Annotated in this window: 15 protein-coding genes; 3 read left to right on the top strand and 12 right to left on the bottom strand. The window is 44.4% G+C overall.

Annotated elements, in window-relative coordinates; genetic code table 11:
- Nucleotides 1–363 precede the first annotated feature (363 nt).
- Nucleotides 364–624, top strand: a complete 261-nt coding sequence (locus ABR397_RS14650; protein WP_350306379.1) for a YfhL family 4Fe-4S dicluster ferredoxin — start codon at nucleotides 364–366, stop codon at nucleotides 622–624.
- A gap of 2 nt (nucleotides 625–626) precedes the next feature.
- Here the strand turns inward: ABR397_RS14650 and acpS are convergent, their stop codons facing one another.
- From acpS to rpoE, 11 genes are all read right to left on the bottom strand, one after another.
- Nucleotides 627–1,007, bottom strand: coding sequence for a holo-ACP synthase (gene acpS / locus ABR397_RS14645; RefSeq protein WP_350306378.1), 381 nt, complete (start codon nucleotides 1,005–1,007; stop codon nucleotides 627–629).
- Entirely contained in the window at nucleotides 1,007–1,738 is a 732-nt protein-coding gene (pdxJ, locus tag ABR397_RS14640; protein WP_350306377.1) for a pyridoxine 5'-phosphate synthase, read from the bottom strand. Before pdxJ ends, acpS begins: the two co-directional genes overlap by 1 nt.
- 70 nt (nucleotides 1,739–1,808) lie before the next feature.
- Nucleotides 1,809–2,534: a DNA repair protein RecO gene (gene recO, locus ABR397_RS14635; RefSeq protein WP_350306376.1), complete on the bottom strand. Its 726-nt coding sequence runs from the start codon at nucleotides 2,532–2,534 to the stop codon at nucleotides 1,809–1,811.
- A 10-nt stretch (nucleotides 2,535–2,544) separates the two neighbouring features.
- Nucleotides 2,545–3,453, bottom strand: coding sequence for a GTPase Era (gene era / locus ABR397_RS14630; protein WP_350306375.1), 909 nt, complete (start codon nucleotides 3,451–3,453; stop codon nucleotides 2,545–2,547).
- Nucleotides 3,450–4,130, bottom strand: coding sequence for a ribonuclease III (gene rnc, locus ABR397_RS14625; protein ID WP_350306374.1), 681 nt, complete (start codon nucleotides 4,128–4,130; stop codon nucleotides 3,450–3,452). The genes era and rnc overlap by 4 nt, the downstream gene beginning before the upstream one ends.
- Before the next feature lie 178 nt (nucleotides 4,131–4,308).
- On the bottom strand, nucleotides 4,309–5,289 hold the full coding sequence (lepB, locus tag ABR397_RS14620; protein WP_350306373.1) for a signal peptidase I: 981 nt from the start codon (nucleotides 5,287–5,289) through the stop codon (nucleotides 4,309–4,311).
- Between the two features lie 20 nt (nucleotides 5,290–5,309).
- The gene (gene lepA / locus ABR397_RS14615) at nucleotides 5,310–7,106 is read right to left on the bottom strand and encodes a translation elongation factor 4 (protein ID WP_350306372.1); all 1,797 of its coding nucleotides are present in this window, start codon (nucleotides 7,104–7,106) and stop codon (nucleotides 5,310–5,312) included.
- Between the two features lie 195 nt (nucleotides 7,107–7,301).
- Nucleotides 7,302–7,766: a SoxR-reducing system protein RseC gene (rseC, locus tag ABR397_RS14610; protein ID WP_350306371.1), complete on the bottom strand. Its 465-nt coding sequence runs from the start codon at nucleotides 7,764–7,766 to the stop codon at nucleotides 7,302–7,304.
- Nucleotides 7,766–8,722 (bottom strand): sigma-E factor regulatory protein RseB, encoded by a 957-nt coding sequence (gene rseB / locus ABR397_RS14605; RefSeq protein ID WP_350306370.1) that lies wholly within the window; start codon nucleotides 8,720–8,722, stop codon nucleotides 7,766–7,768. Before rseB ends, rseC begins: the two co-directional genes overlap by 1 nt.
- Nucleotides 8,722–9,378 (bottom strand): anti-sigma-E factor RseA, encoded by a 657-nt coding sequence (gene rseA / locus ABR397_RS14600; protein WP_350306369.1) that lies wholly within the window; start codon nucleotides 9,376–9,378, stop codon nucleotides 8,722–8,724. The genes rseB and rseA overlap by 1 nt, the downstream gene beginning before the upstream one ends.
- 39 nt (nucleotides 9,379–9,417) lie before the next feature.
- A complete protein-coding gene (gene rpoE / locus ABR397_RS14595; protein ID WP_350306368.1) occupies nucleotides 9,418–9,987 on the bottom strand; it encodes an RNA polymerase sigma factor RpoE in 570 nt (189 codons plus the stop codon).
- Nucleotides 9,988–10,191: 204 nt separating this feature from the next.
- On the opposite strand from rpoE, the gene nadB reads away from it, so the two are divergent.
- A complete protein-coding gene (gene nadB, locus ABR397_RS14590) occupies nucleotides 10,192–11,796 on the top strand; it encodes an L-aspartate oxidase (RefSeq protein ID WP_350306367.1) in 1,605 nt (534 codons plus the stop codon).
- Nucleotides 11,797–11,849: 53 nt separating this feature from the next.
- On the opposite strand, the gene trmN is transcribed toward nadB, so the two are convergent.
- Nucleotides 11,850–12,599 carry a tRNA(1)(Val) (adenine(37)-N(6))-methyltransferase TrmN gene (trmN, locus tag ABR397_RS14585; RefSeq protein ID WP_350306417.1) on the bottom strand — a complete coding sequence of 250 codons (750 nt, stop codon included), beginning with the start codon at nucleotides 12,597–12,599 and terminating at the stop codon, nucleotides 11,850–11,852.
- A 138-nt stretch (nucleotides 12,600–12,737) separates the two neighbouring features.
- Here trmN and srmB point away from each other — a divergent pair, with 138 nt between their 5' ends.
- Complete coding sequence (gene srmB, locus ABR397_RS14580; RefSeq protein WP_350306366.1) at nucleotides 12,738–14,075, top strand: ATP-dependent RNA helicase SrmB; 1,338 nt, start codon at nucleotides 12,738–12,740, stop codon at nucleotides 14,073–14,075.
- Nucleotides 14,076–14,396: the final 321 nt, after the last annotated feature.

The following is a 14,396-nucleotide window of genomic DNA, read 5'->3' as shown; positions in this document are numbered from 1 at the left end:
TAATTATCGTAATTAACAAAAATACCGGGATCAGGATAGCGATCGGTCTTAATTGTTTTATTATTGCTAATACTACAGCCATAAATATTCTGTTATAATTCGAACTATTCTCCCCCAAGACTTGTTAGCTCATGAAATATTGGTGACCTTGCACATTATTAAAATTTCTTTATATAGATAACCGGGTAATAAATCTCATACATAAAGGTTTTCTAAGATAAAAAATCTCATATTTTGTGTTGCTAGACTTGGTTTTTCAATGTAATTTATGTTGTATAGAAATATAAGAAGTGTGTAATAGCAAGGAATAAAAACCATCAATAACACACTGATTTAAAACAAAAAATAAGTTAATTTATTAAAATGTCGTTATTAATCAAAAAAAGCTGTATCAATTGTGATATGTGTGAACCTGAATGTCCCAATCAGGCGATATCAATGGGAGATGAAATTTATGAAATCAATTCTGACCGTTGTACTGAGTGCATCGGTCATTATGATGCTCCTACTTGCCAGTCAGTCTGTCCGATAAACAATACGATTATTACCGATCCAGGCCGTCAGGAAACAGAAGAACAATTGTGGGATAAATTTGTGCTATTACATCATGCCGATAAAATCTGAAATTAACTTTCCAGAATGACTGTCGCGCAGGCGTAACAACGCTCATCAGCCAATGTGACATGCAAAGAGGTTGCCCCCAGTTTCTGGGCTAATTCTGCGGCTGCGCCATAAAGCCGCAAAATGGGTTTTCCCAAATCATCGTTAAGCACTTCAAACTGGTTAAATGCCAGCCCATTACGGATACCGGTTCCCAACGCTTTTGCCGCGGCTTCTTTTACCGCAAAACGTTTAGCCAGAAAACGAACCGGTTTTTCATGTTGCTGATATTGCTGCCATTCTGATTCACTGAGAATGCGTTTTGCCAGACGCTCACCTGAGCGTCCGACAACACCCTCAATACGGGCAATTTCAACAATATCTGTACCTAATCCAAGAATAGCCATTAACGGCGAGCTTTCCGTATCTCAGTTTTCATATCTGCCACAGCAGCAGCCAAGCCGCTGAATACCGCACGCCCGATTATTGCATGGCCAATATTCAGTTCATAAATTTCCGGCAGAGCAGCAATACGCTGTACGTTATGATATGTTAACCCATGACCCGCGTTAACCTTCAGCCCTTTGCCAGCAGCATAGGTAACAGCTTCTTTAATACGCTGGAACTCTTTTTCCTGTTCTATTTCACCTTCTGCATCAGCATAAGCACCTGTGTGAATCTCAATAAACGGTGCGCCAACCTCACTAGCAGCATCAATCTGCTGGTGATCCGCATCGATAAATAACGAAACAAGAATACCCGCGTCAGATAAACGCTTAATCGCTTCAACCACTTTATCTTTCTGACCAATAACATCTAAACCCCCTTCTGTTGTTATTTCCCGACGTTTTTCAGGCACCAGACAGCAAAATTTAGGTTTAAAGTGACAAGCGATGTCCACCATTTCATCTGTCACAGCCATTTCAAGGTTCATCCGGGTCTGAATAGTTTCATTCAGCAGTTCAACATCCCGATCAGTAATATGACGGCGATCTTCACGTAAATGAATAGTAATACCATCCGCACCCGCCTGCTCTGCAATAAAAGCAGCCTGAATAGGGTCCGGATAAACTGTACCACGAGCATTGCGCACTGTTGCAATGTGATCGATGTTAATACCTAACAATACCTCAGCCATATTTATCTCCTGTAGTTATATTGAATGGATAACAAGTTTACACTTTCCATTATGAAGAGAAACAAATTCATTAGTTTTCTTTCTCTTCAGGATTTTTACATACAAACTGTCGAAATAACTCACGACTTTTTAAAGGCTTGCCACCAAGATAAGGTTTTAGAGCCATACGGGTGAAACGCTTTGCTGCTTTTAATGTCACCGAATCAGGAAATTCACCGACTGCCAGTGATTTTAATTCACGCCCGGTAAAACTGTAATGATCAACAACCAGACTAGCGATAAATCCTTTTTCTTCTCTATAGCGGTAAGTCATCGTATCGTCCACAGGTTCGCCACTTCCTGCACAATGAAGATAATCAACGCCATAACCAAGATTTGCCAGCAACGCCAGCTCAAACCGGCGCAATGCATGTTCCGGTGTATATTCACTGGCAGCAAGAATCTGTAAACACCGGAGATAATCAAAGAATAAAGCAGGATAAGCCGTTCCCTGCTCAAGCACTCTTGACAACAATTCATTGATATATAAACCGCTGTATAACACGCTGCCGGTAAGGGGAAGGGCAAGAGAGATAGGGTCGGCATCACGCAGCGTTTTAATTGCCCCGCGTCCACTCCAACGAACCAGTAACGGGGTAAATGGTTGCAAGCAGCCTTTAAGATTGGAACGACGGCTGCGTGCACCTTTTGCCAATACGCTGATCCGCCCTTCATTTTCAGTAAACAGATCCAGTAACAGACTGGTTTCACTGTAAGGACGCCCATGAAGAACAAAAACACGCTGCCAACCGTCCACAGGTGAGCCCTTATTTCAAATCATCAACGTAACCCAGGCTACGCAGTGCTCTCTCGTCATCAGCCCAACCCGCTTTAACTTTAACCCACAGTTCCAAATGGACTTTAACATCAAACAATCTTTCCATGTCCTGACGGGCTTCAATACCAATAGTTTTAATTTTACTGCCTTTATTACCGATAACCATTTTCTTCTGGCCTTCACGCTCAACCAGAATTAAACCGTGGATCTTGTAATCACCACGCTCATTCACCACGAACTGCTCAATTTCAACCGTGACAGAATAGGGCAATTCATCACCGAGAAAACGCATGAGTTTTTCACGGATAATTTCAGACGCCATAAAACGCTGGGAACGATCCGTAATATAATCTTCCGGAAAATGGTGAGTTGCTTTCGGCATATATCCGCGCACAATTTTTGCGATCGTATCTACGTTCATGCCTTTTTCAGCACTCATCGGTACAACATCAAGGAAGTTCATCTGTTTGCTGAGGAAACCAATATGTGGCAACAGAGTGGCTTTATCAGTCACGTTATCCACTTTATTGATAGCCAGTAAAACCGGACAATGCAAGCTACGCAGTTTATTCACGACCATTTCATCATCAGGGGTCCAGTGCGTCCCTTCAACAACAAAAATGACCAGTTCCACATCACCGATAGAACTACTGGCCGCACGGTTCATCAACCGGTTAATCGCCCGTTTTTCTTCAATATGTAATCCTGGAGTATCCACATAAATGGTCTGATAAGCACCCTCGGTGTGAATACCGATAATACGGTGACGGGTAGTCTGCGGTTTGCGGGAAGTGATAGATACTTTCTGACCTAAAAGCTGATTCAGCAATGTGGATTTACCCACATTAGGCCGTCCGACTATTGCAACAAATCCGCAATAGGTTTCTTGTTCGCTCATTCAAGCTCCAGTTGTTTTAATGCTTGCTCAGCCGCCGCCTGCTCTGCTTTGCGGCGGCTAGAGCCTGTTCCTTTAACCGGCTGTTCGATACCACTCACTTGACAGTGAATAGTAAATTCCTGGTCATGGGCTTCACCACGAACCATAACAACCAGATATGATGGCAGGGGCAGGTGATGCCCTTGCAGGTATTCCTGTAAACGGGTTTTCGGGTCTTTCTGTTTGTCACCAGGGCTGATTTCATTCAGGCGGGTTTCGTACCAGCTCAAAATAATTCTTTCAATGGTCTGAATATCGCTATCAAGAAAAATGGCGCCAATCAGTGCTTCAACCGTATCAGCCAGTATAGATTCACGACGAAAGCCGCCGCTTTTCAATTCACCCGGCCCCAAACGCAGACATTCACCTAATTCAAATTCCCTTGCCAATTCAGCCAAAGTATTACCACGCACCAATGTGGCGCGCATCCGGCTCATATCCCCCTCATCTACACGAGGAAAACGATGATACAGTGCATTGGCAATGACAAAGCTCAAAATTGAGTCACCAAGAAATTCCAGCCGCTCGTTATGTCTACTGCTGGCACTACGATGAGTTAACGCTTGTACCAGCAGATCATGCTGATCAAAGGTGTACCCCAGCTTACGCTGCAATCTGTTAATTACGATGGGATTCATGTGCTACCAAATATAGGTCAGAATTCGTCAAATAAAAACGCACACGCAACAGACCTGTTACAGGAAATTCTGACAAAACTGTTGCGTTTGCACTGGCTCCTTTAAGGGAGCCAGTTATTAAGTTTGAAAGGATATTCTACACTGTGAGTAAAATTAATGCTTCGCTAATATAGAAATATTAATTAATTCCACCAATGCGGCTAAAGCGAACTCCGGTAGGCCATTCCCCTTCCTGTTTCTCAAAACTCATCCAAATCGCTGAAGCACGGCCAACCAGATTTTTCTCAGGAACAAAGCCCCACTCACGGCTATCCGCGCTATTATCACGGTTGTCACCCATCATAAAATAGTGGCCTTCGGGTACAATCCACATGCCCTCTGGCAAACCTGGCTGACGGAAATTAGGCATCGGTAGTAAACCCGGAATCTCCAGAATATGGTGTGTCGCTGTTCCCAAATTCTCAATCCGTTCACCTTGCCGCCGACTATAAGGCGGTAATGTTTCTTCAACCGGAATTTGGAAAACACCTATCTTTTTCAGGCTTTCACCCTTGGAATTAACGCCATACTGCTGCATTGTCCATTCACTTGGGAACAGTGAACCGTAAGAAACCGGTAATTCTTCCTTACAATTCTCTGTTTTGCTACAACCCGAGAAAATACTCAGCTCTTTCTTTACCGGATCATAAATAATTTTATCACCCGGTAAGCCAATTACCCGTTTGATATAGTCAAAACTTGGATCCAACGGATATTTAAATACTGCGATATCACCACGTTTTGGTTCACCGGTCTTAATCAATGTTGTTTGCGTGATGGGATCTTTCAATCCGTATGCATACTTCTCTACCAGAATGAAATCACCAATCAATAAAGTTGGCATCATAGAACCCGATGGGATCTGAAATGGCTCATAAACAAAAGAGCGTAGGATCAGAACCACGGCTAACACAGGGAAAATAGATGCACAAGTATCCACCCATGTTGGCTTGTTAATAGTCTCAGCCAGATGCTCCTGATCCATTGTACCTTCAGTCAGCTCCTGCAATCTGATAAGTTTTTTCTTACGCGCTGGGGCCCATTTGAAACGATCAATACACCAAATAATGCCGGTGACTAACGTTGCCAGCGTTAGGATCAGGGCAAAAGTGTTAGCCATTTAGACTCCTTACAAGCTTATTAATGGTCTTTACCAACATGAAGAATAGCTAAGAAAGCTTCTTGTGGTAACTCAACGTTACCCACTTGTTTCATGCGTTTCTTACCTTCTTTCTGTTTCTGCAATAGCTTTTTCTTACGGCTGACGTCACCACCATAACACTTCGCTAAGACGTTTTTACGTAATTGCTTCACTGTTGAGCGAGCAATAATGTGATTACCAATCGCAGCCTGAATTGCGATATCAAACTGCTGACGAGGAATGAGCTCCTTCATCTTCTCCACCAGTTCCCGGCCACGGTACTGCGCGTTGTCACGGTGAGTAATCAACGCTAATGCATCAACCCGCTCACCATTAATCAACACATCCACACGAACCATATCAGATGCCTGGAAGCGAGTGAAATTATAATCAAGTGAAGCATAACCGCGGGACGTGGATTTCAATCGATCAAAGAAGTCCAAAACCACTTCAGCCATCGGTATTTCGTAAGTCAGTGCAACCTGTTTACCGTGGTAAACCATGTTAGTTTGCACCCCACGTTTCTCAATGCACAATGTAATGACATTCCCCAAATATTCCTGGGGCAACAACATATGACACTCGGCAATCGGCTCACGCAACTCTTCAATATTATTCAGTGGCGGCAGTTTAGATGGACTGTCCACATAGAGAATATCGTGGCTGGTCGTTTCTACTTCATAAACAACCGTTGGCGCAGTGGTAATGAGGTCAAGATCATATTCACGCTCCAGACGTTCCTGAATGATCTCCATATGCAGCAGACCAAGGAAACCACAACGGAAACCAAAACCCAACGCAGTCGAGCTTTCCGGCTCATAGAACAAAGATGCATCATTCAGACTCAGTTTACCCAATGCGTCACGAAATCCCTCATAATCATCAGAGCTGATAGGAAACAGCCCGGCATAAACCTGTGGCTTGACTTTCTTAAATCCCGGCAGTGGTTTTTCCGCTGGTTGCCGGGCCAGCGTCAATGTATCCCCCACAGGTGCGCCAAGAATGTCTTTAATCGCACACACCAACCAACCCACTTCACCACAACCCAGTACATCGCGGTCAACACGCTTAGGTGTGAAAATCCCAAGACGATCTGCGTTATACACCTGGCCGGTACTCATCACCTTGATTTTGTCGCCCTTACGCAGGGTACCGTTTTTAATCCGAACCAGGGAGACAACACCAAGATAGTTATCAAACCATGAGTCGATAATAAGTGCCTGTAATGGCGCTTCAGAATCACCTTCCGGCGCCGGAATCTCTTTAACTAAACGCTCAATGACGTCTTGTACCCCAACACCCGTTTTGGCTGAACAACGCACGGCATCGGTAGCATCAATACCGACGATATCTTCGATTTCTTCCGCCACACGCTCAGGTTCAGCCGCCGGTAAATCGATTTTGTTCAGAACAGGAACAACCTCCAGATCCATATCCAACGCAGTATAACAGTTAGCCAGCGTCTGGGCTTCCACGCCCTGTCCGGCATCAACCACCAGCAACGCCCCTTCACAGGCAGCCAGCGAGCGAGAAACTTCATAGGAGAAGTCTACATGCCCCGGGGTGTCGATAAAGTTCAATTGATAGAGTTGGCCATCATCCGCCTTGTAATCCAGAGTGACACTTTGTGCTTTAATGGTGATACCACGCTCACGCTCAAGATCCATAGAATCCAGCACTTGCTCTGCCATTTCACGATCTGTTAAACCACCACAAATTTGAATAATACGGTCAGATAACGTCGACTTACCGTGGTCAATGTGAGCAATAATGGAGAAATTTCGTATTTGCTTCATTATAAATATTTTTCTGCCTTGATATTTCTGAATCATTCGCCTAATGGACACACAGAGGGACATAAAGCGACGGTTTATAGGCCGGCCAACGGCCGGAAAGGCTGTATTCTACATGCCAAATCTACGAAAACCTAGTCATGCCTGTGGCTTTAATATGAGTCAGTAAATTAAAAGTTTTGGATGATTAAACCAGATTTATTCCTGATGCTGAATATGAATAGCATCAGGAGGCAAGCCTATTTGTAAAACGATGGGTTGATATTCCTGCTGATTATCCCAATAAGTCGCAATTTTGCGGGCAAGGAAGAACCCTAACATACCTCCCAAAGCACCACCACAAAACACCCATAATTGATTGGTTACCCATAACTGAAAAAGCGCACCGCCCAAGAATAACCCAATAAGTGGTGTTAAATAAACCAGCAACGCTGAACGCAATAAACTCCCTTCAGGGATCCCGACTTCCACTTTCTGCCCTGGCTGCAACGGCTGTAAAATCTCCAGTTCGAGCTGATGTATACCATCAGACCCCAATTTATTCAGTAAATAGGAGCCACATGTCGCGCGTGCCTGGCAACTGCCACAACCAGAAGAGGAACCATAACGTAATAATGCCCTCCCCTGTTGCCAGCGGATTACTGTCGCCCACTCTTTAACCATCAGTTAGCTCCTATAAACGCGACGCCCGCGGCGACACGCTTGGCGGTTGCCAGTGGTAATTCACCAATAATTGTCACCTCATTAGCTCCACGTATTACACTATAGATCGTTCGGTGCCCGCGACGGAGAGGATGTTCCAACTTACCGGTTTTATCAGCGTTAGTCACATTCACTGAAAAACTGAATAAACCATCACTGAACATGATGGACTCAAGCGAGTCAATATTTGACAATTTACGCCGGTTACGTGAAACCTCGGTGAAACCATCCGGCAATTTTCCTACTTTCCAGTTGAATACCACTTTCTCTGACGATGGAATGACCAGCATGGGTGGCATATTCAGACGGGTAATAACACTCATTGCATTATTGATATCGCCACCTATTATGGAGGAAACAACCCGAAATTGCTCAAGTGTTTCACTATCACGATCAAGCAAATCGATACGTAATGGCAAATGCGTTTTTTCATCGAGCAGTAAAATATAATTATAACGCACTTCATCTTTGGAAGTGATGCGTACAACCCGACAAGGTCTGTCGCCTATATGAGTACGGCCAACATCGATGAAATTGTAGTATTTTTTCAACTGAGTGAAGTCAGCAAAAATAACGGCAGGTAAATAGTCAATAATATGATCGCCATTAAGACTGAAAGCATCCAATCCAGGTTCAAAATAACTGATCTCATTACCACGCTGGACAATCTCCCTACGGGAACCATCCATCTGCATGATTTGAGCAATTGGAATACCATTAACAATGGCGTGACGATAACGAACTGAGACAATAGCCTGCTGACTGAGATTAATAAAAGCAAGCTCGTAAGTCAGGGATTGAGCGGCATTACCCATTTCCTGCAACAAAGCCTCAGCGCTGCTGAACTGCGCCGAGGCTTGTAAAGGAGTAAATAGGCTGCCCGCCAGCAAAGAGACGGAGAACCAGATATGTTTCATTACTGCTGTTGCGTTCCTAAAGATTGTGTTCCGGGAACCGGAATAGCAACCGGTGGTGGAATTCTCCGTCCATCATTTTGTTCAAAATGCACACGGCGGTCGAGTTCATATTGTTGCAGCATGATATTAATGCGTTTATTACGCTCCTGCACCTGCATACGCTGATCATTGCCAAACATATCACCACCGGAAGGCACGCCGAGACTCACCGGAGAAGCAGATCCCATCATTGGCAATGTGTTAAATGCCGGCGTGTCAGATTGATATTCAAGATCCACAGCATTATGACTATTATACTGTTGCACACCTATCAATACTGCCAGCGAAACACATGCTGCAACACTCACTTGAGTAATTTGACTCGCCCAAGGGCGAAGTTTTTTCCAGAATGGCATTTTCTGCCAGCTCTCTGGCTGAGGCTGAGATTCAGGAACAGCCCCAGGGTTAAAATGAACAGGCTCTTTTTCAAGCGCTAATGCGACCCGGCTCGCAATATCCATATGCAATACTTCAGTCACATCACCACGCAATGCGTCACGTATCAGGTGGTAATTTTCCCAGTGTTTCTGCATGGCAGAATCTTTAGATAAAATACTAACGACTTCACTATCAAGAGTTTCGCCATCCATCAGTGCGGAAAGTTTTTCTCTTTGCATGCCAAAGTACCCTTCAGTATTGTTCCACTATTTTTAATTTTAAATCAGTGGTTGAATTTTATCATCAATGGCTTCCCTTGCACGGAAGATACGGGAACGAACAGTACCTACCGGGCAATCCATAACAGCAGCTATTTCTTCATAGCTTAACCCATCTAATTCCCTTAGTGTTATTGCCATTCGCAAATCTTCGGGAAGAGACTCAATGGTTCGGAAAACCACCTGCCTTAATTCTTCTGACAACATTAAATTCTCAGGGTTCGAAATTTCTTTTAGTGCATTTGAAGCTTCATAATCTTCTGCGTCATTGACATCCAAATCACTGGATGGTGGACGCCGCCCTTGAGAAATCAAATAGTTCTTAGCAGTGTTAACTGCTATTCGATACAACCAAGTGTAAAAAGCACTATCGCCACGAAATGATGCCAATGCCCGATATGCTTTAATAAATGCTTCCTGCGCAACGTCAGGAACATCACCCTGCGGAATATAGCGGGATACAAGACTCGCTACTTTATGCTGATATCTGATTACCAGTAGGTTAAACGCCTTCTGGTCACCTTTCTGCACTCGCTCAACCAGCATTTGATCCGTTAACTGCTCGCTCATCCGAGGTTAAATCTCCTGAAGCAAAGCTCCACATTTATATTTATTGAACCAACCATGATGTCCCATTTTTCTAAGCAAGCATGGCTTTGAGTAGTAAAATTTTGCGAAGTTCAATTTGTGCCATCATTTTGTTGCAATCATAGCCTTTATCCTATCTGATAGGCTAACATGATTTTACCCATCTTCCTTCATACATAATCAACTATGCAATCATTATTCCCGCAACATTACAGCGATGTACTTATCATAGGCAGCGGTGTAGCCGGCCTGTCTTTGGCTTTACGGCTGGCCTCACAATATAAAATCACTGTATTAAGTAAGAGTATTCTCAGCGAAGGCGCATCCTATTATGCACAAGGGGGGATCGCCGCAGTATTCGATAAAACAGACAGCATCACATCTCATGTTGAAGATACCCTTATCTCCGGAGCAGGGCTTTGCGATAGAAGTGCTGTTGAGTTTACCACCAGCAACGCTCGTCATTGTGTGCAATGGCTGATTGATCAGGGTGTTTTATTTGATACAGTAACCCGTGAAGATGGCGAAAAACAATATCATCTGACCCGTGAAGGTGGACACAGCCATCGGCGTATTTTGCATCACGCTGATGCAACCGGCAAAGAAGTCGAAACCACACTGGTTGAAAAAACCATATCTCATCCGAACATCACAGTGAGAGAACGTTGCAACGCCGTTGATTTAATTACTTCAAATAAAGCCCAATTCGATGGTAATAACCGGGTAGTCGGCGCTTATATCTGGAACCGACAGCAGGAACAGGTAGAAACCTATCGCGCAAAGATTGTTGTATTGGCAACCGGTGGTGCGGCTAAGGTCTATCAATACACGACAAATCCCGATATCTCATCCGGTGATGGCATAGCAATGGCGTGGCGCGCTGGCTGCCGTATCGCCAATCTAGAATTTAACCAATTTCATCCAACCTGTCTTTTTCACCCACAAGCGCGTAATTTCCTGCTGACAGAAGCCCTGCGAGGTGAAGGCGCTTATCTGAAACGACCGGATGGCAGCCGTTTTATGCCTGATTTTGATGAGCGCGCTGAACTGGCGCCCCGCGATATCGTCGCACGGGCTATTGACCATGAAATGAAACGCCTTGGTGCTGACTGCATGTTTCTGGATATCAGCCATAAGCCAACTGATTTCATTATCCAGCATTTTCCGATGATCTATGAAAAACTGCTGACGCTGGGATTTGATCTGACAAAAGAACCGATTCCAATCGTTCCTGCCGCGCACTACACCTGTGGTGGCATAGTCGTCGATCATCAGGGCCGCACTGACCTCAACAACTTATATGCTATCGGTGAAGTCAGCTATACTGGCCTGCACGGTGCAAACCGTATGGCATCCAATTCCCTGTTAGAGTGTCTGGTTTATGGCTGGTCTGCGGCGGAAGACATCCAACAACAAATTGAAAAAATCGAAGAAGTATCAGAACTCCCTTTCTGGGATGAAAGCCGTGTTGACAATTCAGATGAACAAGTCGTCATCCAACACAACTGGCACGAATTACGTCTATTTATGTGGGATTACGTTGGTATTGTACGTACAACCAAACGTCTGGAACGCGCATTGCGTCGTATTAATATGCTGCAACAAGAGATTCATGATTATTATTCCAATTTCAGAATCTCCAACAATTTGCTGGAATTACGAAATCTGGCGCAAGTCGCTGAATTAATCGTACGTTGTGCTCTGGAAAGAAAAGAGAGCCGGGGCCTGCATTTCACACTGGATTATCCCGATTTACTGTCAGAATCGAAACCAACCATTTTAACCCCCTAATTTTTACCAGCACAACCACGCTCCGGCGTGGTTCTTTCAATAACGTGATTCCTTCAATAATAGAGATAGAAATCCGTGACGAGCTGCTGAAATTCCCGCGTATATACACCATCTGGCTGGCGAATGACCAATTCACTTATTGAGTTCGTTTCTTCCTTGCGGGAAAATGCCAACAACACCCGGTGTAATGGCTTACCTTGCCTGTCGCGAATATTGACCCGATGGTGAGAAAACCAACCCATCTGATATGCCATTGTTTCAAATACTTCACCAATGACATACGGCAATACCACACAAAACAGACCATCAGATGTAATCAACTTCCCAACATATTGTAATAACCGCTGATGCGTTAGTGAGCTGGTATAACGAGCTTGTTCTCTTGCCTCATTCCGGCAGGCAACAGCCGGTTCAAAATAGGGTGGATTACTGACAATCAAGTCATAACATTGTGAATACCGATCAGCGAAATCACCGATATCCTGACGATAAACATTTATTTTTCTCTGCCACGGAGATTGCTCTATATTCTCTTGAGCCTGCAATGCAGCACCAGTATCCAGTTCTACTGCATCAATTTTGCTATTTTCATCTGTACGCTGTGCCAACATCAAAGCAATTAACCCGCTGCCGCAACCGATATCCAAAATTGCTTTTTTGCCACTAACCGGAGCCCACGCGCCCAATAGAACACCATCTGTTCCTACTTTCATCGCACATCGGTCATGGCCGACAAAAAATTGCTTAAAAGTGAATCCTCCCCGGCGCAGAGATTGTTTCTGTTTCAAATTAATAACCTGCATCTGTGTCAGCACAAAAAATTTCGCCATAGGATAAGGGTTATTATGTTCCGATAAAAGCTATCTGCCTTACTGACAGCTTTAATAGATGAACAATACGTCTAACCTGTTTATAATTGGCGGCCTAAACAGAGGTATATAATGACTGCAACAAACTTTTCTGAGCTTGATCTTGATGAACGCCTGCTTGATGCTCTAAATGATAAAGGTTACTCCCGCCCAACAGCAATTCAGGCTGCTGCTATTCCGGCTGCAATGGATGGACGTGATGTTCTGGGTTCCGCGCCCACTGGAACAGGTAAAACCGCAGCTTACCTGCTACCAATTCTGCAACATTTACTCGATTTTCCACGCAAAAAATCTGGCCCGCCACGCATTTTGATCCTGACACCAACCCGTGAACTGGCAATGCAAGTGGCAGACCAGGCAAAAGAACTGGCTGCACATACCAATCTGGATGTTGCTACGATTACCGGCGGCGTGGCCTATATGAACCACGCAGAAGTTTTCAGCGAGAATCAGGATATTGTCGTCGCCACTACTGGCCGTCTGCTGCAATATATCAAAGAAGAAAACTTTGATTGCCGGGCAGTTGAAACACTCATCCTCGATGAAGCAGATCGTATGCTGGATATGGGTTTTGCCAATGATATTGAAACCATCGCGGGCGAAACCCGTTGGCGCAAACAGACCATGCTGTTTTCTGCAACTCTGGAAGGGGAGGCCATCCGTGATTTTGCAGAGCGCTTGCTGGAAGATCCGGTTGAAATTGATGCAGAGCCGTCACGCCGTGAACGCAAAAAAATTCAGCAATTCTACTACCGTACAGACAATCTGGAACACAAAACAGCCCTGCTTTGCCATTTACTGAAACAATCGGATGTCACTAAATCCATCATTTTTGTTCGCAAACGTGAACGTGTACATGAGCTTGTAGATGGACTGCGTCAAGCCGGTATCAAAGCCTGGTTCCTCGAAGGGGAAATGGTACAGGCTAAAAGGACAGAAGCTGTTAAGCGTTTGAATGATGGCAGCGTCAACGTTCTGGTTGCCACTGATGTTGCTTCCCGCGGATTGGATATTGATGATATCAGTCATGTTTTCAACTTCGACTTACCACGCACCGCCGATGTTTACCTGCATCGTATCGGCCGGACGGCGCGTGCTGGTCGCAAAGGTACCGCAATTACCTTAGTAGAAGCGCATGATCATGTTTTATTAGGTAAAATCAGCCGCTATCTGAACGAACCACTGAAATCGCGGATTGTTGATGAACTTCGCCCAACAACCAAAGCACCAAGTGAGAAAACCAGCAATAAGCCATCGAAAAAAGTATTGGCTAAACGCAAAGAGAAAAAGAAAGCGGAAGAATCAAAGAAGAAAGAAAAAATACGTCATCGGGATAGCAAAAATATCGGTAAACGCCGTAAACCTTCTGGTAATACAAAAGCGGAAGCCCCAACCAATAGCAATGCGTAAATCTTTAAACGGGCCGATTGGCCCGTTATAGACCGCTGACAAACCTCGTTGAAAATACCGGGGTTTGTTCCTTTCATTATGATTCATAATGCCACCCATTTTCCTCATTAACCCGGTTTAATCTTCCGCCAAGGCGTTACTTTCGCCTCTCCTACATTGACTCCAGAGATAAAAACAACAAAGCATCGCGACCAGCAAGGCTATCTTCTTGATATACCCAAGAAACTTCAAGATGCAGTTTTTAGCACCTGAAAATGGTCGTTAATTCTAGACATCAGCGAGTCCGCTATATCCGGTAGCGTTGTGGTGAAAAATTTGAAG

The sequence above is a fragment of the Photorhabdus viridis genome (assembly GCF_040256935.1).
In the GTDB taxonomy this organism is placed as follows: Bacteria; Pseudomonadota; Gammaproteobacteria; order Enterobacterales; family Enterobacteriaceae; genus Photorhabdus; species Photorhabdus viridis.
The sequence above is the reverse complement of the archived record's forward strand: the minus strand, read 5'-3'. Positions and strand labels throughout refer to the sequence as shown.

Coding starts and splice junctions, on each gene's coding strand:
- ABR397_RS14650 (WP_350306379.1), top strand. CDS start 364: ATGTCGTTATTAATCAAAAAAAGCTGTATCAATTGTGATATGTGTGAA.
- acpS (WP_350306378.1), bottom strand. CDS start 1,007: ATGGCTATTCTTGGATTAGGTACAGATATTGTTGAAATTGCCCGTATT.
- pdxJ (WP_350306377.1), bottom strand. CDS start 1,738: ATGGCTGAGGTATTGTTAGGTATTAACATCGATCACATTGCAACAGTG.
- era (WP_350306375.1), bottom strand. CDS start 3,453: ATGAGCGAACAAGAAACCTATTGCGGATTTGTTGCAATAGTCGGACGG.
- rnc (WP_350306374.1), bottom strand. CDS start 4,130: ATGAATCCCATCGTAATTAACAGATTGCAGCGTAAGCTGGGGTACACC.
- lepB (WP_350306373.1), bottom strand. CDS start 5,289: ATGGCTAACACTTTTGCCCTGATCCTAACGCTGGCAACGTTAGTCACC.
- lepA (WP_350306372.1), bottom strand. CDS start 7,106: ATGAAGCAAATACGAAATTTCTCCATTATTGCTCACATTGACCACGGT.
- rseC (WP_350306371.1), bottom strand. CDS start 7,766: ATGGTTAAAGAGTGGGCGACAGTAATCCGCTGGCAACAGGGGAGGGCA.
- rseB (WP_350306370.1), bottom strand. CDS start 8,722: ATGAAACATATCTGGTTCTCCGTCTCTTTGCTGGCGGGCAGCCTATTT.
- rseA (WP_350306369.1), bottom strand. CDS start 9,378: ATGCAAAGAGAAAAACTTTCCGCACTGATGGATGGCGAAACTCTTGAT.
- rpoE (WP_350306368.1), bottom strand. CDS start 9,987: ATGAGCGAGCAGTTAACGGATCAAATGCTGGTTGAGCGAGTGCAGAAA.
- nadB (WP_350306367.1), top strand. CDS start 10,192: ATGCAATCATTATTCCCGCAACATTACAGCGATGTACTTATCATAGGC.
- trmN (WP_350306417.1), bottom strand. CDS start 12,599: ATGCAGGTTATTAATTTGAAACAGAAACAATCTCTGCGCCGGGGAGGA.
- srmB (WP_350306366.1), top strand. CDS start 12,738: ATGACTGCAACAAACTTTTCTGAGCTTGATCTTGATGAACGCCTGCTT.